This is a genomic window from Bacillus sp. LH1, assembly GCF_057924895.1.
The window spans coordinates 828,261-847,368 of record NZ_CM175007.1 but is presented as its reverse complement, the minus strand read 5'-3'; the positions used below and the strand labels follow the sequence as shown (position 1 = coordinate 847,368).

The following is a 19,108-nucleotide window of genomic DNA, read 5'->3' as shown; positions in this document are numbered from 1 at the left end:
TCCCTTTCTATTAATAGAAAAAGAGAAAGGAATCCCTTTCTCTATATGTTTTCTGCCATTTCTTCTTTAAATCCGAAGAAGTACGTAAAGATAAATCCGAAAGCATATGCAATTACTAAACCTAAGAAATAGAGTAAATATTTATTGTCAGCAATTAACGGAATTAAAGATAGCCCTGATACGCCAATTCCAAGAGAAGCTGTTTGCATAACTGCTTGGAATGCACCACCGACAGCCGCTCCTAAACAAGCAGTAATAAACGGTTTCCCAAGTGGTAATGTCACCCCGTATAATAACGGCTCACCAATTCCTAAAAAGCCAACTGGCAATCCACCTTTAATTACATTTCGAAGTCGTTTGTTTTTTGTTTTCACATAAATCGCAATTGCTGCGCCCACTTGGCCAGCACCAGCCATTGCGAGCACTGGTAATAAAGGTGTTACGTGTGTTTGATTAATAAATTCCATATGAATTGGTGTTAAACCGTGATGCAATCCGACCATAACGAGAGGTAAAAATGTTCCCGCAAGTACTGCGCCAGCAAATGCTCCGCCAATATTTAAAATAGCATTAATTCCGCTCGTAATACCATCTGATAAGAAACCTGCTAATGGCTGAATGGCTAACATCGTTACGATACTTACAACTAATACAGTAATGAGTGGTGTCACGATAATATCAACTGCGTTTGGCACTGCTTTTCGAACTTGTCTTTCCACTACAACCATAAGCCATGCTGCAAAAATAACTGCAAATAATCCGCCCCGTCCGGGCACTAATGCTTCACCAAACAATTTTACGTTTGCCATCGCCGGGTTGAAAATTAAAATACCAGCAATTGCCCCAAGAACCGGTGTCCCGCCAAATTCTTTCGCTGTATTCCAGCCGACTAAAATTCCTAAGAATGTAAAGATACCGCCGCCAATGAGTAGTAACATTTGTAACCACGTTGCATTTGGATCAGCACCAGCGTTTTTCGCAAAGTTAGCAATCCCGTTTATAATTCCTGACGCAACAAGTCCTGGAATTAACGGAATGAAAATACTTCCTATTTTTCGTAAAAAGTTTTTCACCGGTGTATTATTTTTCTTCTTAATCTCTGATTTCATCTCTTGCCCAATATCTTCAAGGTGATGATCTGCTACCTCACCAATTCGTAGTCCTGTCAAACCTTCCATTTCAGCTGCCACTTTATTTACTGTTCCCGGACCAACGACAACTTGAAGCGTCTCATCTTCTATAACACCCATAACGCCTTCAACTTTTTTCAAAAGGTCCATATTTACTTTACTTTCATCATGAAGCGTTAATCGCAGTCTCGTCATACAATGAGCAATACTACGAATATTTTTTATTCCTCCAAGTTGCTCCGAAATTTCCTTGGCCATTCTCTCTTCTTTCTTCATAATAGAATCCCCCTCCCTATTATTTTATAGTGCTTTCTTCACAAACCCTTTAGCGTATTTTAGTTTCTCCAGTGCTTCCCCATATTCACACTGCAACAACACCATAACAATTGCAGCTTTTACGTTACGTTCTGCCTTTTCATAATACTCTGCCGCTACTTCATAACTAGCGCCTGTTGCTTCCACAATAATTCGTTTTGACCGTTCTACTAACTTTTCATTTGTGGATTGAACATCTACCATTAAGTTTTTATATACTTTTCCTACACCAATCATCGAAGCTGTTGAAATCATATTCAGCACTAATTTTTGTGCTGTACCAGCTTTTAAACGCGTTGATCCTGTTAATATTTCTGCACCTGTTTCTACTTCCACATTTAAATTTGCATATTTACTTATTTCAGCATTTTTATTACAAGAAATACTCGCTGTACTCGCTCCTACGCTCTGTGCGTATTTCAAGCCGCCAATTACGTAAGGAGTTCTGCCACTGGCAGCAATTCCAATCACTGTATCTTTCTCATTTAATCCAATACTTTTTAAATCTTCTTCTGCTAACTCTTCGCGATCTTCGGCACCTTCCACCGCCTTAGTAAACGCTTTCAATCCACCTGCTATAAATCCTTGCACCATTTTATCATCCGTTCCAAATGTCGGCGGACATTCCACTGCATCTAGGATACCTAAACGACCACTCGTACCAGCACCAATGTAAATTAAGCGTCCCTCTTCTTCAAAAGATTTAATAACAGTCTGTACAACCTTTTCAATTTGTTCTATCTCTTTTTCAACTGCTAACGCAACAGTTCGATCTTCTTCATTCATACTTTGCAACACTTCTTTTATGCTCATTTCATCCAGTTTCATTGTTTTCTCATTACGATGTTCTGTCGATAAATTTTCTAACATATTTCCACCCTCTTTGAAATTATATTTCACACTTTTATTATAACTTTAAGAAACTAAAAATCAATAACACTTTCTTATTTTATGAAATAAAATTTCACAACATGACATATTTGTGTCAAAGATAATAAAAAAGATGAGTCTCCTCATCTTTTCTTCTACTTTAACTTCCGTAACCGCAACGCTTCTTCTCGCGTCTCCATAAATTGATCCAATACTTTATTACCAATTCGGTTGAAAGTAATCACATATAAAGCATCAATCATATTCAGTTGCGTCATTCTCGACGCAATACTTGCAATACGATGATCTTGTTCTACATCTGGCATACAAAGACGAATGTCCGCTTCTTTATATAGGGGGGATGATTGATCTAGCTTCGTAATTCCAATAACAGTTGCACCTTGTCTCTTTGCATACTGCGCCATTTCAAGCACATCTCTCGTTCGACCAGATGTTGAAATCGCAACAAATATATCGCCTTCTTTTAAATTCGTCACAAGTGGCAACATCATATGAAAATCAGATAGCATCATCGCTGTAAATCCAAGCCGCGTAAATTTATAAGCCCCGTCCATTGCTGGTGTAGCTGATCCGCCTACTCCGTAAAATATAATTTTGCCCGCATTGACAATACGATCCGCTGCTTTCTCAAGTTCCCTCTTATCTATTGCAGTAACACTCGCCTCAATTGCAGCTTTATTCACATAAGTAACTTTATTAAATAAATCATACGGTCCATCTTCTGTATTCATCACTGAAAAATCGTTAATATTATAATCAGCAATCGTTAATTCACGAACGAGTGCTATCTTAAATGCTTTAAAACTTCCGATTCCAATCGATTTACAAAAGCGAACGACACTCGCTTCACTTGCTCCTGCATTCGTTGACACTTCTTTCGTCGTTAAATTCGGTACAATCTCTGCATTCTCCATTATGTACATGGCAACCTTCTTCTCAGCTGGTGAAAATTGATCCATATTACTTTCAATTTTAAATAGTAATGTTGAAGCTTTCACTATTTAACCTCCACTTCTTACGGTTGCGTTCACTTATTTTCTCTTGCTTCAAGAAGGTAATAACCATCATCGCCAGGAGGATGAAACACATTTACAATGCGATTCCCTTTTTGATAAACAGTTCTTTCCCCCTCTGTCCACTTCTTTTCCCAACCGTTCATCCAAATCGCAACATCAGGTAAAAAAGCAGTATATTTCAGCTTCTGACCGTACTCACCATCTGCTTCTTCCGAAAAAATAGAAACCGGAAAATCTTTCACTTTTGATTCTTTCCATGCAGTAAATGGTATACATACTGCAATAAGTACGATTACACCGATAACCTTCTCCTTCGTAATCTTCACACTTCCCTCTCCTTGTCATATCACATACATAGATTTTACCATAATTACAAACCCTTCATGCTATATGATCATTGCTTTTGGGAATAAAAAAAGAGCTTACCTACATCAGATAAGCCCTTCCTGTCTATACAAAATATTTCTTCAAAAGTGGCGGTGTAATAATCGTCGTCAATATAACAACAATAACAATCGCTGTGAAATTTTCTTTCGCTAATAAATTCGCCGTAAGTCCATTTGCTGCGATGATAAGCGCTACTTCACCACGTGATACCATCCCTGCACCAATACTGATAGAAGATTGGCGATTAAATCCTGTCAGTCTTGCGCCTAAGCCGGATCCGATTAACTTTGTGAAAATCGCAACGAGAGTCATAATAATAATGAACCAAAGCTGACTTCCAATGCCTTGAAATGTAATTTCCATTCCGATACTTACGAAGAATACTGGAACAAATATTGCATAAGCAATCGGTTCAATTTTATGTTCCACTTCATGCTTATACTCTGTTTGAGAAATAGCAATTCCTGCTGCGAATGCTCCAATAATGCCTGCAATTCCCATCATTTCACTGTAATAAGAAAAAGAGAAGCAAATAATAAGAGCTGCACTAATTAACGCTTCTGTTACACGAAGCGGGACAAGCATTTTCATAATCCAAGGAACGACTTTCCAAGCAATAAAAACAATACTTACAAAGAAAATAATTTTCTTTACAATGACCAGTGTTATATTCACATCTTGCGTTCCTAAAAAACTCATTACAAATGCTAATAAAATAACGACAATGACATCATCAAATACGGCAGCACCTAAAATGGTTGTACTTTCTCTCGTATTCATTTTTCCTAGATCACGTAGCGTCTGCACCGTAATACTAACCGATGTTGCGCAAAGTAATAACCCTAAAAAAATGGCATGGGATTGTATTAATCCAAACAGCAATCCTGTTACATAACCACCGATGAAAGGAAAAATAATTCCACCGGCCGCTACTGCAAACGACGATTTCAAATTCCGATTTAACTCTTCTAAATCTGTTTCAAGTCCCGCCATAAACATAAGTAACAAAACACCAATCTCACTCAATTCATCAATCAGTTCAGAACTATTAATAATACCAAGTACAGCCGGACCGATAATAATACCAACAATTAACTTACCAAGTACAGAAGGCTGACCAAGTCTTACACTAATGTCACCAGCTAATTTCGTACAAAGTAAAATGACGACAAGTTCAAAATAAAATAACATAGCATCTGCTCCTACTTTAACTTTAATCAGTGGGTCGTTAACCCCCGTCCATTTCTGCAAGTAGTTTCCCCTATTGATCCGCATTTTATTTGTCATATTTTTATTTGACAAAATATTCTGAATTATATTAAGATTAATCCAGCAATTTTAAAAAACTACATACCATAACTGCACCTCCACTTCCTTACTTACTCTTTTTTAATGGACTCATACTATAGTCGCAGTTATGGAAATGAAAAAACGGGGGGAGAGTCCAAAGTGAAGTCATTATTACGAAAAAAAGCGCTTAGTACTGAATCACCAAAGCAGCTAGCTAGAACATTAACTGCACTCGATTTAACATTTTTAGGAATCGGCGCCGTAATTGGGACAGGGATCTTTGTATTAACAGGTATTGTTGCAGCAAAACATTCTGGTCCTGGTATTATGCTATCATTCCTTATTGCTGCATTTACTTGTGCTTGTGTAGCCTTTTGTTACGCTGAATTTGCTTCTTCTATTCCTGTCTCAGGAAGTGTGTATACTTACGCATACATGACAGTCGGAGAAGTCGTCGCCTTCATCGTCGGATGGTGTTTAATGCTCGAATATTTACTTGCCGTTGCAGCAGTAGCTGTCGGTTGGTCTGGTTATTTGCAATCATTACTACAAGGGTTCAATATACACCTGCCCGCCATAATCGCCTCGGCCCCCGGCGTAGGAAAAGGTGGTCTCATCGATTTACCTGCTGTCTGTATTTTACTTCTTATTACAGGCCTTTTAAGTTTTGGTATACGCGAAAGCGCACGCATTAATAATATTATGGTTCTTATTAAGTTAGCCGTTATTATCGCTTTTATCGTAGCAGGTGCAAAATATGTAAAACCTGAAAACTGGACACCGTTCATCCCATTCGGATACGACGGTATTATTACTGGGGCTGCCACTGTGTTCTTCGCCTTCTTAGGATTTGATGCAATCGCAACAGCTGCAGAAGAAACGAAAAAACCGCAGCGTGACTTACCAATTGGTATTATCGGTTCTCTTCTTATTTGTACTGTTTTATATATGATCGTATCTTTCGTTTTAACAGGTATGGTTCCTTATACGCAATTAGACGTTTCTGATCCAGTTGCATTTGCATTGCATTTCGTTGGTGAGGATACAATTGCAGGACTACTCGCTGTTGGAGCGATGACTGGAATGACAACCGTTCTCTTAGTCGTTATGTATGGACAAGTTCGCGTTTCGTATGCGATGAGCCGTGACGGTTTACTTCCAAAAGCGTTAGCACGTGTAAATAAAAAAGTAAAAATCCCTTTATTAAATACGTGGATTACTGGCGTTGTTGCTGCTTTATTAGCAGGCCTTTTAGACTTACATTTGCTAGCGAATTTAGTAAACATCGGTACGTTAACAGCCTTTACATTCGTTTGCTGCGCAGTACTTATTTTACGAAAAACACACCCTGATTTAAAACGTGGATTCCGTACACCTTTCGTACCTGTATTACCAGTTGTCGCGATTCTTTGCTGCTTATATTTAATGATCAATTTGTCTAAAACAACATGGATTAGCTTTGCAGTTTGGCTTATGGTCGGCTTATGCTTCTATTTCTTCTACTCTAGGAAACATAGTCATTTAGCTATTGAAAAAACAAATGATGAAAAGAAAAAAGCATAACAAAATAGCTCGCCGTTTTAGCGGCGAGCTATCTTTCTGTACTATTATATTTTTTCGTCAACGATTGTAAAATGAAAAATATGCCGATGCAAGCTGTAAACCATGCCCAATTTCCTATTGGCGTTGCGTATTTCACAATTCCAATACCTACAAGCAATAGGAAAATAATCACCTGATATATGAGCTTCCACTTTTGCATATATTCCCTCCTTTACTTCGTTCCCTTCTTTTTATTCTTCCAGGCATTTAAACTATCAAAGAAGAAATTAATAAATAACGTGCCTAAACCCGCTAATAAAAACGTCATTAAAAATAAAACCCATATACTTTTTTCTTTTAAGAAATAATATCCTACAAGGAGCACAACCGCGATCCATACATATTCAAGAATTCTTTTTAGCTTTTTCTGTTCCAAATTATTCGCTCCTTCATTCTATGCTATTTTTAGTATAACAAAAAAGAAGCCTATCATGATAAGCTTCTTTTCTTCTCTCTTACTTGTTTATGCTTTTTTCAACGAGTGAAATCGTATACTCTAATGTACGATTCATCGTTTCTACCTGTGCATCTTTTACTTTTACATCTTTCACTACAGCTTCGGCCACTGTAATTTTTTGACTCAGTGCTTTCACTGAACCGTCCGTTACATTTGCATCTTGCGCTTTTTTCACTACTACTTTTGCAGATTCAATATTGATTTGTAATTTTTCTTTCGGTGTTTTCGGTTGTTCTACTACTTTAGATTGTACAAATGTTACATTAGCTGTTTTTAATTCGTTATATGTTTGAACGATTTGCTCTCCCGTACTTCCTATATTTTCAAACACTTGTTTTGCATTATTATAGCTTTTCTCTAGTTCTTGAAATGCTTCCTTTGAATATTGACCTGGCTTATCACCAAACTCATACGTACCAGCTAACACTTCTTTTACTTTTCCAAGTTCTTCATATAACGCATTTACTTGCTCTAACTTCGTACGGTTAGAAAACTCATTGTACGCTGCTAATACTTCTGAAGAACTTAACGCTTTACTATATAATTTCGCAAGCGCGATTTTACCGTTTAACGGAATACCACCATTGCCGTTACTATCAGGATCCGCTCCAAGTACAAATGGTACATTTGGATGATATACTTTCCCAGTAGCTGGTTGGCTATTTACTTTTTTACCATCGACATAAATAGCTACTTCACTTCCGTTATACGTTCCTGTTAAGTGATATGTTTTGTTTGCTTCTAATTGAACTCCAACACGTTTATAACTGCCGCCAATGTGAGCCCATAATTCAACATAGCCGCTTCCGGTAGACTCAAATCCAATTCCACCGCTCTCTGTATTTTGCAAAATACCTTGTCCACGGATTTGATTCATTGAAAATACCGTTTCTAACGTAAATGTATTTGCTACTTTCTCTTTTTGTGCTGCTGAAAATGGAAGGTATCCAAATGTATTAGATTGTCCGTTTAACTTCATAACATTCTTTTTCAATGCTTTATCATATTCAATAGTCACATTGCCCTTCACATCACCTTTTGTTCCAAATGGTGAATTGTCTTTAAATGTACCATCTGCAAAATTCACATCAAAAACATCAGCCTTTGGCACTTTTACATTCGGATCAATATCATCTTTTTTCGTAGTAATTTCTGCCGTTAACGGCTGCACACTTTCATTACCAAACGAATCAATTGCAACGACTTCAAGTGTATATGTTTTCCCGCCATCTAACCCCGCAAGCGTAAACGTAAGATCTTTCGGCACTGGATCACGATAAAACTCTGAGAATGCTAACAATTTATTTTTTATTTCACCCGTTTGCTTATCTCTAGCCTGCACACGGTAAGAGTGAACAAGGAGGTTGTCCAATGCTTGTGGGAATGTTACTGTTGCCGCATTTTCTGTTACATTTGATACAGCAAGCTTTGCATCCTTAGCAAAGTAAGGCTTTTCTTTATCACGATCTTCTACATGTGTAAATGTGTCTTTCTTTGCTGGTAATTTAATTTTCCAAGGCTCGCCTGTCCAAGAATTCGTATGGAAATCACGACGATTAATCGTTACTTCTTTATCATCTACTTCTACTAATAAACCTTGGCTTAACGTACTAGCTCCTGGCGGGATATTCCCTTGTACTTTACCACCTTCAACTTCCATATAACTTACTGAAGATGTACCAACTGATGTAAAGTCTTTTTGATGTATCGATCTCGGATCATCTAATGGATAATGTGAATGACCTGAAAACGTAATAACTTGTGGGTATTCTTTTAATACTGCATTAATTTTTGCGCTATCTTGTGTTCCCCATTCATGACTACCGTATACTGTCTCTTTAATGTGTTGATGTAAAAATATAAAAATCGGTTTTTCTGGATCATCTTTTTGCGCTTTTGCCATTTCTTCTTTTAACCAATTAATTTGCTTGTCCGAATAATAGCCATGAGTTGTTCCATTCTCTGGAGACATAACAAGGAAGTGATAACCTTTTACCACTTTATGATAATAAATTGATTCCATACCTGTTTTTTCTAAGAAACGCTTCTGTGCGCCCTCTACAGATAAACCGTTCCAATAATCATGGTTACCAAGAGAATTCATTCTCACGGCATCTTTATTTGCATTTTCATTATACACTTGCATGAAACGATCATATTGCTGCACTGATCCTGTATCTGTGAAATCACCTACAATAACAAATGCATCTTGCTTTGGTGCTAGTGTATTAAACTGTTCAATCGCTCTTTTCCAGCGAAACGTATCATCTGTTCCACTGTTTTTAATATGCACATCACTTACAACTGGAAAAACTATCTTCTTCTCACTTGATGCCTTTTCTTGCTTTTTCTCTTCCGCCTTGACTGATGTACTCCATGGAAATGATACGAATGCTAATACAAAAACCATTAATAATCCAATAAGGCCTTTTACTTTTCTTAAAGCATTTCTGTCCACGTGAATCCTCCTCATAATAATTGATTCATTACAAGGGCTATTTTATCTAATACATGTTAATGTCGTTTAAATAACAAATGAACTTTATTAGATTTTTGTAAATATACAGTTAATTAGAAATTAAGTTCAACATTACTCGTACTATTGTATACAACCACCTTTTGTCTAAAAGAGTCTGATCATTCTTTTCCTATGACTATTCACATATAATCTTTTCTATAACACTAATGATAAGTTAAGGTTTAAGCCTATTAGACAATCTTAATTTTTAATATTTCCTTCTTTTTTTAACACATCGGCCATGCTTTTACATTTAATAGTAATAAAAGACAACTTAAAAGGAGGGGTTGTATTGAAGAATAAAAAAAATATCGGCTGTTTCGCTCCTTTATCTATTATTTGTCCAGACCCTTGTCCACCGCCCCCTCCTCCAAATCCAAATTGCGAGCGAGTAACAAATGAATTTGCAGGGAATTTCCTCATAACTAATAACACCATCTCCTCTGCCAAAGATACATCACAATTAATGATACTATGGCAAAGTGATGGGATACTACTTATATCAGGTACTGTCTCGGTTTACAATAGTACTAGCAGCAACGAAGCAATTACAATTCAAATCGTTGGAACAGTAACCAATATTTTCACTGTGTTTCCTGGTAATACAATATCGTACACAGGAAAAGACCTACAGTCGATCAATATTATCAATATAACAAGTAATCCTTCACTATATTTAGAAGGCAAGTACTGTTGCGAATTTACATGTTGCTTATAGAATACCAATTTCATTATTTCCTTAATATAAAAAGCATACCGTTCACGGTATGCTTTTTATGAGATTGGATAACGTACTGTAATACAAAACTCTCCTTGATTAACAGTCGTTCCTGTCGTAGTAATTCGGACAGTAGTAAAATATCGGACAGTGAAAGTACCACTACTTTGTGGTTGTACAGTAATTGTATCAACCACTGTTGCACCTACTAAAAAATCAACTGTAATCGGGTTGGCACCTACATCATACTTCACGTAACCTGAACCATATACTTCTTGCGTGATATTATTTGTATATACAATTTGAGTACCAGCACCTGTAATAGACCAGTCTGTACATACTTGGTCTTGCACAAGTGTTTTATTAGAACAACAAGACAAACTGGAACTTCTCATTCCCATTTCGATCCTCTCCTATTCTGCTATGAAAGTGGATAACGTGTTGTAATACAAAATTCTCCCTGATACGTTCCAGCAGGTGTTGCAGGTAACACAACTTGTATACTATCAAAGCGGCGATACGTAAAAGCAATACTCGTTCCTGGGTTTAATGTTTGTGTATCAATTGTACCCCCAGCAGAATCAAGTACCTCTACAGTAATTGGGCCTGGTCCAACATCATATTTAACAAAGCCAGTACCAATTACGTTTTGGTTAATATTATTTGTATAGAGAACATTATCAATTGCTGTTGCAACTACAGTAGCAGACCACGGACTACACACTTTATCTTGCACATAATTTTTATCTGGACAACAAGTTAATGCTGACCCTGAGCACTCACAAGACATAGTTGTTTCCCCTCTCTCTTTTATATTCCCTATATGTGTATGTCCCTCAGAGTCTTTTGCCTGTACTATTCATCTATTTTCAAAAAATATTCAAATGACTAAATAGATTCCGTTTTATTTCTTTTCTTCATATATTTATAGACAAAGATACTAGCAACGATAAGAATAACGCCTCCTAATATTGGTAGCATATATTGTCCAACAACGTCCGCTGCCTTTTCCCAATGTGGACCTAATTTCATTCCAAAATAAACATACAAAGTCGTTAACGGGAACATTGCTACAAATGTATATATGCTAAATTTCCATATGTTCATTTTCGCCATACCACATGGAACAGAAATAAGCGTTCGAACTCCTGGCACAAAGCGTCCAACAAATGCTACAACCGGTCCATATTTCTCAAAGAAATCATCTGCTTTTTGAATTTGTTCTTCTTTAATGAAGAAGTATTTCCCGTATTTTATTAATAGAGGACGACCACCGTAATAACCGAGTGCATATAACGTTAAAGGTCCTGTCGTTCCGCCGAGGGTTCCGGCTAATACAGCAAGCCAAAAATTCATATCTCCCTCGTACACCCAATACCCAACCATGGGCAAAACTACTTCTGCTGGAATAAATTCAAACGTTAATGCTAACACAACTCCAAAATAAGAAAATTGCTTTAAAAACTCGATTATATCTAAAATAATTTGCTCCATATTTTCTACCCCAACTCCTATCCTACGTTTACGTTATGCTTTTCTTGTAATTGAACTGGCGCCATTTTTACAATTCGGTTCAAAATAAATAATACAATTCCAATATCATCTAAAATACCGATAAACGGTAAGAAGTCTGGAATTAAATCGAGCGGCATCGCAACATAACCAACTAAAAACGCAATAGATAAAATTTTCTTCTTTATTGAAACCTCTTTTGAAGTGAAAAAGTCAAATAGGAATGGAACAAATCGGCGAACATGAAATACAACTCTTAATCTACTAATAAGTTTTTTCATTTTTATATCTCCTCTCTTTGTATACAAAAAGGCCCCTACCAAACATGGTAAGGGTCCTAAAAAAGACAATAAGGGGCCTTTACCATTGCTGGTAAAGGTCTCACTAACAACGAAACGTTGCCAATAAAGCCGAGGGTTTCTCCCTGTAATGACGACTTTACTGTAATAAGTTACTCCCCTTTATATACACAATTTTATACAATCACATTAAAATATTTTGAAGGGCTTGTCAATATATTTTATATCCCACATCCTCCTGCTTAACATTCCGTAAAAACAAAAAACGTATAGGAAATTTCTTACTATCTCATAATATACATAATCATTTTTGAATGAAAGGAGAGGCTTCATTTGCATACCGTATGGAAAGGTGCCCTTTCACTTGGACTATTAAATATAGGAATCAAACTATACAGTGCCGTAGAAGAAAACGATATAAAATTTTTAAGTCTTCATAAAGAATGCTTAACACCTATTAAATATAAAAAATTTGCTCCTGATTGTACGGATGAAGAAATTGATGATAAAGATATTGTAAAAGCCTATGAATACGCACCTCATAAGTACATTATTATGGATGAAAAAGAATTAGCTGAGTTGCAAAAAGCTCACGAACCAAGATCTATTCGTATTATATCTTTTGTCCAAAATAACGAAATTGATTCTGTTCTCTACGATCGTTCTTATTTTATAGGCCCTACCTCAGGACATGAAAAATCATATTTATTATTAAAAGAAGCACTTGAACGTACGAATAAACTTGGTCTTATCCATATTTCCATTAGAAAAAAACAACATTTAGCTATTATCCGTAACTTTGAAGATGGGCTTATATTACAAACTATTCACTACCCTAATGAAATTCGCGATATAACAAATACACCTAACTTACCAAGTAACGAAAATTATCCGATTCAAAAACAAGAACTCACAGCAGCAATCAATTTAATCCACCATCTTACAAATCCTTTTGAACAAGAGATGTATACAGATGAGTATAAAGAAGCCCTTACCGAACTAATCGAAAACAAAATTGAACAACAGGAAAAAACCGAAACAATCTCTCCAACTCCAAACATCATCAATATTATGGAGACATTACAGGCAAGTATTGAACAAGCAAAAATAAAAAGAGAAAATAAAGCAGAAAAAGAGGCCAAATAAAATTGACCTCTTTTCTCTTTAAAGCGGATTACATTTTGGCATCTCAAGTCCAGACGATTGCGCTAATTTTAATAAGTAATAACATTCTTCTCTTGCCATATGATCCGCCATTCTAGCAGATAATGCACTTAATATTTCATTCGATAACTCCAGCTCTTCGACCTCATGGAGAAAATGCGAAAATAATTTTAACTCAAGTGAAACATCTTTTGTAAACTTCTTTAATGCAGGAAAATGATGAAGCTCTGTCCGTAAATACCCCGTCATTTCAACTGCCTTTAAGTAAAATTGTTCAAAGTGCTTCGTAAATTCTTCGCTTTTCTCTTTTAATCTTTTTTCAACAAGATCTAATCCACCAGAAATAGACCCTGCATGGCCAGCCGCATCCGTTAACCAAACGAGATGATAATGTAATTCATGAAAAACAGGCGGAACTTCTCCTTTATTTAAAAATTCTAACACTGTTATATACTCTTCTACTTCGTTTACCATATGATTGATGAAAGTTGGCGTAAAATGAATAGTGATTTTTCCCTCGAGTTGTTTCTGTATAATACTTAATTTAAACGTTCGTATTTCCTTTGCGGCTCGTTCTGCCTCTTTTGAAAACGCAATGAGATTCACATTACGAACTTTATTTAACAGATTCGTAAATGTTTCAACAAAATAAGTGGCCTTTTTTATATCCTCTTTTTCCTTCGGAGCTAATGCATCAAGTAAAAATTGCGAATGATCAGTAAGCACCTTTAGCCAAAATTGATGCTCAAACAATGCACTTTCTTCATAATTCCTCTCCACTAAATCCCCTCCGTTTATTCGTCCTTCTCTATCACTTGAATTTTATATCCATCTGGGTCTTGTACTACAATACTCTTCTCACTTTTGTTTTCTGTATATGCAATTTTATAAAACACTAACCTCTTCTTTAAGTTCTCTATGTTAGAAATTGAAAACATTAGTACATCAACCGAATCCGTAACACTCTTCTCCCGCCCACCCAAACTACGATTCATTACAAAACTAACTCTCATTGAATCAGCATCATACCAAACCCCTGTTACATCTAATTGGGGTCTTTCTAAACTAGGCTTGATTCCTAAAATCCCTTCATAAAAATACAAAGTTTCCTTTAAGTTTTTCACTTCCAATACAATGAATTGTTTCACATTCTCCACATTCATTCCCCCCGTACCTATTACTTTTTTATATGTGTCATAAAGGCCTATTATGTCTGAATACAATACGTAGTGATGAAGAATATAGGGAGGTTTATTAATGGATAAATATATGAAATCATATGTGCCATATCATAGTCCTCAAGATCCTTGTCCTCCTATTGGTAAAAAATATTACTCTACCCCTCCTAATTTATATTTAGGTTTTCAACCGCCAAATTTACCACAATTCTCACCGAAAGAAGCACTACAAAAAGGAACCTTATGGCCTATCTTTTATGATTATTACGAAAATCCTTATAAAAAAGGGCGGTGACTACTGACGTGAACCAGCCACTACCAGAAGAGTATTATCGACTTTTAGAGAATCTCCAAGAATTAGACTTTGTATTAGTTGAACTAACCCTTTACTTAGACACCCACCCAGACGATACAGCAGCTATTAACCAATTTAATGATTTTTCCTATAAACGAAGAGTATTAAAACAACAGATGGAAGAAAAATATGGACCGCTTCAACAGTATGGAAATAGCTATTCTAATGCCCCTTGGGAATGGAGCAAAGGTCCTTGGCCATGGCAAATATAAAGGAGAGAAACTATGTGGATTTATGAAAAAAAATTACAATACCCTGTTAAAGTAGGAACTTGTAATCCAGCACTTGCAAAATTATTAATTGAGCAATACGGTGGTGCAGATGGAGAATTAGCTGCTGCACTACGTTACTTAAATCAGCGTTATACAATCCCGGATAAAGTCATTGGCCTCCTTACCGATATTGGTACAGAAGAATTTGCGCATCTTGAAATGATTGCTACGATGGTTTATAAGCTGACAAAAGATGCGACTCCTGAACAGATGAAGGCAGCTGGTCTCGACCCTCATTACGTCGATCATGACAGCGCACTTCATTACCATAACGCAGCTGGTGTTCCATTTACTGCAACCTATATACAAGCTAAAGGTGATCCAATTGCCGACCTATACGAAGATATTGCGGCTGAAGAAAAAGCGCGTGCCACATATCAATGGCTTATCAACCAATCTGACGATCCCGACATAAATGACAGCTTACGCTTTTTACGCGAACGAGAAATTGTCCATTCACAACGCTTCCGAGAAGCCGTTGAAATTTTAAAAGAAGAACGCGATAGAAAAATATATTTTTAATACACATATCCTAGCGATATGTGTTTTTTTACGTTAAAAGTTAAATCCTCCCTATTAAACATACAAATAGTATATTTATTCGATTTAATGCATTATTTTTTAATTTTTTCAAAATTCCCTATTGCTTTCTAGTCATCAGACCTTTAAAATAATAACAGTTACTCGACAAATTATTTGAATTTTCGACAAAAATACTCATTAGGAGGATTTTCTTTATATGCGTACAACTTTGAAACCAGCGCAAATACTTTCGATTAGTTTATTACTATTCGCAGTTTTCTTCGGTGCTGGTAATATGATTTTCCCGCCCCTTCTTGGTCTTTCTTCCGGAGAAAATATGTGGGTTTCCATTACAGGGTTTATTATTACAGACGTCGGTTTATCTTTACTTGCTATCGTTGCTGTTGCCCTTGCTGGTGGTAGTTTTAACACTTTAGCGAGCCGTGTTCATCCAAAATTCGCAGCAGTATTCGCTATCATTATTTATCTTTCAATCGGCCCACTATTTGTTATTCCACGAACTGGATCTGTATCTTATGAAATTGGGATTGCACCACTTTTCCCAGATCAATGGTATTCTATGTTAGTTTTTAGTGCGATTTTCTTTACAGTCGTTTACTTCTTATCATTAAATCCATCCAAGCTAGTAGATCATATTGGTAAAATATTAACGCCAATTTTACTTGTAATTATTGCAATTATGGCAACAAAAGCGATTCTTTCACCAGGAACGTTTGCAGAGCCTATCGGTGACTATAAAGACATCCCGTTTTTCAAAGGATTTCTTGAAGGATTTTTAACGTTAGATGCAATTGGCGCTCTCGTACTATCAACAATTGTTGTAAATGCAATTCGTCAAAACGGTATACAAGAGAAGAAATCTATCGCGAAATATACAATCATTTGCGGAAGTATCGCTGCTCTATTCTTAACAATTGTTTACTTCTTACTCGGTTATATCGGAGCTTCAAACGGAAACTTGGGACAATTCGAGAACGGTGGTCAACTATTAGCAACTGTTATGTACCAATTCTTTGGGACAAGCGGTAATGTTTTATTAAGTATCGCCATTATCTTCGCTTGTTTAACAACAGCAATTGGTGTTGTAAGTGCATTCGCCAACTATTTCGCAACAGTATTAACAAATGTTTCTTACAAAAAGCTCGTACTATACGTTTGTATCTTTAGTTTCGTTATTTCAAACTTAGGATTAAGCTTATTAATTAAAATCACACTACCTGTATTAATTATTTTGTACCCAATTACAATCATTTTAATTTTCGTATCATTTATCGATAAATATACGAAACGTAAACCTTCTGTCTACATCGGAGCAATGATCGCAGCATTCATTATTAGCTGTATTCATGCACTCGATAATGTGGGAATGATACCAAGTTTTATCGCTAATATCGTACACACGATTCCTTTTTATAACTTAGGAATCGGCTGGATCGTTCCAGCAATAATTGGTGGTATAATCGGATACTTTATTCCGCAAACAGAAGCTGAAGGTGAAGTTTCTGCAAAGTAAAAAGAAGCAAGCATGAAATCCATGCTTGCTTCTTTTTCTCTTCACATCGTATGTTTAAACGTAAACAACTCTTCCTTTGACTGTACAGCAGATTGTTCCTCTTCTACAACTTCCTTCTTTATCTCTCCCCCTAATCGAACTTTCAACATCGCCTCTTCTAGACTTTTTACAATCATATTTCCTGAAAAAATGGTAAGCCCGAAAAATGTAATTGGGACGAGAGGAATCCATGGATGCACTGTTAAAGATCTAAAATAGACTCCAATTAGCCCTGACCATTCATGTGTGTAAGATTCTATTTCTTCTATCGGTCCTAAAAACTTAACCGTTCCGCCAAAGAATATTTCTAGTAACCCTAAGTGCAGTAAAATAGTAAGAGTCTGCGTAAACTGCTGAAAAAATACAAGTATAAACGTCATATAAAGGTGCGGGAAAAGATGCTTTATAACAATATGTCTTCTCGATCCACCTAATATGCGTGCGGCATCAACAAATTCCTCCGTTCGCAATTTACGAACTTCCTTCGCAACATACAGTGCAATAACTGGCATTACAAGCATTACAAGTAAGACAACTTGAAACGAAGCCCTTTCAAAAAAGGTTGTTGTTTCCTCCCCGCTTCCAAATGCATTTGCAGATTGAAGAAAAAAATACGCAATCATAACTGTCGGAATAACTGTAAAACTATCAAAGAAAGCCTCAATTTTTGAAAATCCTCTTTTTATATACGTTCCGAGTACGACACCGAAAAACACACCTATTACCATTCTAAGTGCCGCAATTAAAATAGATATACCAATCGTCCACTTCGCGCCTTCAATAACTAAATGTAAAAGGTCGTATCCTTTCCGATCTGTCCCGAGTAAAAATTGGAATGAAGGTGAAAACGGTGGCACTTGTGGATTTTCATCCGCATCATATTGCAATGTAACTTGTCTAATATGTCCATCATTCCATAACGTATTTCCGATGCTCAAAAGAACTAATAGGAGAAGAAACCCAATGCTTATCCAAAATCTTTTATCACGTTTTATATACGTCCACATATTATAATCTCTCCTTCATCGCAGCCGGAATGAGATAATGAAACAATTTAAATAAAATAAAAATCGGAATATATATAAGAAGCACACTAACGATGAAAACCTCAACTCTAATACCAAAATAAGATTTCAAAAACATAAAAATACCACCCGTATTAAAAATCCATTCTATAATATATAAATTAGATAACATAAAAAAGATATTCGTTTTCGCAAAGAATAATGTACTAAGCAACACATTTCGTAAAATATGACGATTTAAAATATGAAAGCGCCCCAGCCCTTTCGCCTTAGCAAATAGTACATAATCTTTTTCTAGTTCATTTTCAAAACGAAGCACGACCATTTTTACAAACATAATCGTAGTCGGGATGCTCAAACAAAGTATCGGCAATCCTCTAATTGACTCGCCTCCAATTGAAGCAATTTGAAAAGGTAAAAAACCTGTTTGTTTAAAAAACCATATAACTAAAATTTGTGATACTAAAATAAGAAGGATATCTGGAATAGATTCTAGGAAGATAAGAAATGATTTAATTCGATGTTGTATACGCGGTGAACTACTCATAATTACATAAACAATACAAAATGCTACAAATAATGAAATAAAAAAAGCAGCTAAAAAAATAATAATCGTTTCTTTATAATGGACGAACAGCTGCGGAAATAAAAATTTACCTTTCACATATTGCAAATTGGAAATATCCATTAAGTTCACAAACACTTCTTTTAAACTCTGTATGTACTTTGATACATCCAGCTTAAATCCATAAAACAATTTCGGCAGAGCCCCTAACATAATAATCCCCAAAATCGAAATAATAAATTGAATTGTCACTTCCATCCCATTCAGAAAAACTTTTTTGACCACGTTTTCCCTTCTCTCTCTTTATATTTTACTTTAT

At 36.0% G+C, this 19,108-nt stretch carries 24 protein-coding genes; 7 read left to right on the top strand and 17 right to left on the bottom strand.

All coding sequences use genetic code 11. The features are described 5' to 3' along the window. Positions 1 to 41: 41 nt before the first annotated feature. From ACX9TM_RS04385 to ACX9TM_RS04365, 5 genes are all read right to left on the bottom strand, one after another. Positions 42 to 1,406, bottom strand: a complete 1,365-nt coding sequence (locus tag ACX9TM_RS04385) for a PTS transporter subunit EIIC (protein WP_065381884.1) — start codon at positions 1,404 to 1,406, stop codon at positions 42 to 44. A gap of 24 nt (positions 1,407 to 1,430) precedes the next feature. Further along, positions 1,431 to 2,315 (bottom strand): N-acetylmuramic acid 6-phosphate etherase, encoded by an 885-nt coding sequence (gene murQ, locus ACX9TM_RS04380; protein WP_000892327.1) that lies wholly within the window; start codon positions 2,313 to 2,315, stop codon positions 1,431 to 1,433. 155 nt (positions 2,316 to 2,470) lie between these two features. Beyond that, on the bottom strand, positions 2,471 to 3,334 hold the full coding sequence (locus ACX9TM_RS04375; protein ID WP_000648175.1) for a MurR/RpiR family transcriptional regulator: 864 nt from the start codon (positions 3,332 to 3,334) through the stop codon (positions 2,471 to 2,473). A 29-nt stretch (positions 3,335 to 3,363) separates the two neighbouring features. Continuing rightward, positions 3,364 to 3,678, bottom strand: coding sequence for a hypothetical protein (locus ACX9TM_RS04370; RefSeq protein ID WP_000704958.1), 315 nt, complete (start codon positions 3,676 to 3,678; stop codon positions 3,364 to 3,366). 124 nt (positions 3,679 to 3,802) lie between these two features. Then, positions 3,803 to 5,026, bottom strand: coding sequence for a cation:proton antiporter (locus ACX9TM_RS04365; protein WP_060852387.1), 1,224 nt, complete (start codon positions 5,024 to 5,026; stop codon positions 3,803 to 3,805). A gap of 105 nt (positions 5,027 to 5,131) precedes the next feature. On the opposite strand from ACX9TM_RS04365, the gene bcaP reads away from it, so the two are divergent. Beyond that, positions 5,132 to 6,592 (top strand): branched-chain amino acid transporter BcaP, encoded by a 1,461-nt coding sequence (gene bcaP / locus ACX9TM_RS04360; protein WP_210734248.1) that lies wholly within the window; start codon positions 5,132 to 5,134, stop codon positions 6,590 to 6,592. A gap of 28 nt (positions 6,593 to 6,620) precedes the next feature. On the opposite strand, the gene ACX9TM_RS04355 is transcribed toward bcaP, so the two are convergent. From ACX9TM_RS04355 to ACX9TM_RS04340, 4 genes are all read right to left on the bottom strand, one after another. Then, positions 6,621 to 6,791, bottom strand: coding sequence for a hypothetical protein (locus ACX9TM_RS04355; RefSeq protein ID WP_001174839.1), 171 nt, complete (start codon positions 6,789 to 6,791; stop codon positions 6,621 to 6,623). 12 nt (positions 6,792 to 6,803) lie between these two features. After that, a complete protein-coding gene (locus tag ACX9TM_RS04350) occupies positions 6,804 to 7,007 on the bottom strand; it encodes a hypothetical protein (protein ID WP_000435797.1) in 204 nt (67 codons plus the stop codon). A 79-nt stretch (positions 7,008 to 7,086) separates the two neighbouring features. Further along, positions 7,087 to 9,546, bottom strand: coding sequence for a LamG-like jellyroll fold domain-containing protein (locus ACX9TM_RS04345; protein WP_065382195.1), 2,460 nt, complete (start codon positions 9,544 to 9,546; stop codon positions 7,087 to 7,089). Positions 9,547 to 9,807: 261 nt separating this feature from the next. Then, positions 9,808 to 10,056 (bottom strand): hypothetical protein, encoded by a 249-nt coding sequence (locus ACX9TM_RS04340; RefSeq protein ID WP_002025365.1) that lies wholly within the window; start codon positions 10,054 to 10,056, stop codon positions 9,808 to 9,810. On the opposite strand from ACX9TM_RS04340, the gene ACX9TM_RS04335 reads away from it, so the two are divergent. Further along, positions 9,941 to 10,324 (top strand): S-Ena type endospore appendage, encoded by a 384-nt coding sequence (locus ACX9TM_RS04335; protein ID WP_232306849.1) that lies wholly within the window; start codon positions 9,941 to 9,943, stop codon positions 10,322 to 10,324. The two genes, ACX9TM_RS04340 and ACX9TM_RS04335, sit on opposite strands and share 116 nt — an antisense overlap. Positions 10,325 to 10,380: 56 nt before the next feature. Here ACX9TM_RS04335 and ACX9TM_RS04330 read toward each other — a convergent pair whose 3' ends face one another. The 4 genes from ACX9TM_RS04330 to ACX9TM_RS04315 all read right to left on the bottom strand — a co-directional run bounded on the left by ACX9TM_RS04330 (position 10,381) and on the right by ACX9TM_RS04315 (position 12,117). Next, positions 10,381 to 10,725: a DUF3992 domain-containing protein gene (locus tag ACX9TM_RS04330; RefSeq protein ID WP_000525819.1), complete on the bottom strand. Its 345-nt coding sequence runs from the start codon at positions 10,723 to 10,725 to the stop codon at positions 10,381 to 10,383. Between the two features lie 20 nt (positions 10,726 to 10,745). After that, the gene (locus tag ACX9TM_RS04325) at positions 10,746 to 11,114 is read right to left on the bottom strand and encodes a DUF3992 domain-containing protein (protein ID WP_001277537.1); all 369 of its coding nucleotides are present in this window, start codon (positions 11,112 to 11,114) and stop codon (positions 10,746 to 10,748) included. A 98-nt stretch (positions 11,115 to 11,212) separates the two neighbouring features. Continuing rightward, positions 11,213 to 11,818: a DedA family protein gene (locus tag ACX9TM_RS04320; protein ID WP_000435017.1), complete on the bottom strand. Its 606-nt coding sequence runs from the start codon at positions 11,816 to 11,818 to the stop codon at positions 11,213 to 11,215. A gap of 17 nt (positions 11,819 to 11,835) precedes the next feature. Continuing rightward, entirely contained in the window at positions 11,836 to 12,117 is a 282-nt protein-coding gene (locus ACX9TM_RS04315) for a YkvA family protein (protein ID WP_000733844.1), read from the bottom strand. A gap of 351 nt (positions 12,118 to 12,468) precedes the next feature. On the opposite strand from ACX9TM_RS04315, the gene ku reads away from it, so the two are divergent. Beyond that, positions 12,469 to 13,281 (top strand): non-homologous end joining protein Ku, encoded by an 813-nt coding sequence (ku, locus tag ACX9TM_RS04310; protein WP_000557740.1) that lies wholly within the window; start codon positions 12,469 to 12,471, stop codon positions 13,279 to 13,281. Between the two features lie 18 nt (positions 13,282 to 13,299). On the opposite strand, the gene ACX9TM_RS04305 is transcribed toward ku, so the two are convergent. Together ACX9TM_RS04305 and ACX9TM_RS04300 are read right to left on the bottom strand one after the other, a co-directional pair. After that, a complete protein-coding gene (locus tag ACX9TM_RS04305; RefSeq protein WP_000440988.1) occupies positions 13,300 to 14,079 on the bottom strand; it encodes a DUF2935 domain-containing protein in 780 nt (259 codons plus the stop codon). 14 nt (positions 14,080 to 14,093) lie between these two features. Next, positions 14,094 to 14,522: a VOC family protein gene (locus tag ACX9TM_RS04300; RefSeq protein ID WP_162837398.1), complete on the bottom strand. Its 429-nt coding sequence runs from the start codon at positions 14,520 to 14,522 to the stop codon at positions 14,094 to 14,096. A gap of 34 nt (positions 14,523 to 14,556) precedes the next feature. Between ACX9TM_RS04300 and ACX9TM_RS04295 the strand changes: the two genes are divergently transcribed. The 4 genes from ACX9TM_RS04295 to brnQ2 all read left to right on the top strand — a co-directional run bounded on the left by ACX9TM_RS04295 (position 14,557) and on the right by brnQ2 (position 17,160). Continuing rightward, positions 14,557 to 14,772: a spore coat associated protein CotJA gene (locus tag ACX9TM_RS04295; protein ID WP_000362187.1), complete on the top strand. Its 216-nt coding sequence runs from the start codon at positions 14,557 to 14,559 to the stop codon at positions 14,770 to 14,772. 8 nt (positions 14,773 to 14,780) lie between these two features. Next, positions 14,781 to 15,044, top strand: coding sequence for a spore coat protein CotJB (cotJB, locus tag ACX9TM_RS04290; RefSeq protein ID WP_001075543.1), 264 nt, complete (start codon positions 14,781 to 14,783; stop codon positions 15,042 to 15,044). A gap of 12 nt (positions 15,045 to 15,056) precedes the next feature. Next, complete coding sequence (gene cotJC, locus ACX9TM_RS04285) at positions 15,057 to 15,626, top strand: spore coat protein CotJC (protein ID WP_000265278.1); 570 nt, start codon at positions 15,057 to 15,059, stop codon at positions 15,624 to 15,626. A gap of 217 nt (positions 15,627 to 15,843) precedes the next feature. Beyond that, entirely contained in the window at positions 15,844 to 17,160 is a 1,317-nt protein-coding gene (brnQ2, locus tag ACX9TM_RS04280) for a branched-chain amino acid transport system II carrier protein BrnQ2 (protein ID WP_001260934.1), read from the top strand. A gap of 41 nt (positions 17,161 to 17,201) precedes the next feature. Here the strand turns inward: brnQ2 and ACX9TM_RS04275 are convergent, their stop codons facing one another. Further along, positions 17,202 to 18,206, bottom strand: a complete 1,005-nt coding sequence (locus ACX9TM_RS04275; protein ID WP_000269966.1) for an ABC transporter permease — start codon at positions 18,204 to 18,206, stop codon at positions 17,202 to 17,204. 1 nt (position 18,207) lies between these two features. Beyond that, positions 18,208 to 19,074 carry an ABC transporter permease subunit gene (locus ACX9TM_RS04270; protein WP_000239670.1) on the bottom strand — a complete coding sequence of 289 codons (867 nt, stop codon included), beginning with the start codon at positions 19,072 to 19,074 and terminating at the stop codon, positions 18,208 to 18,210. Between the last annotated feature and the right edge of the window lie 34 nt (positions 19,075 to 19,108).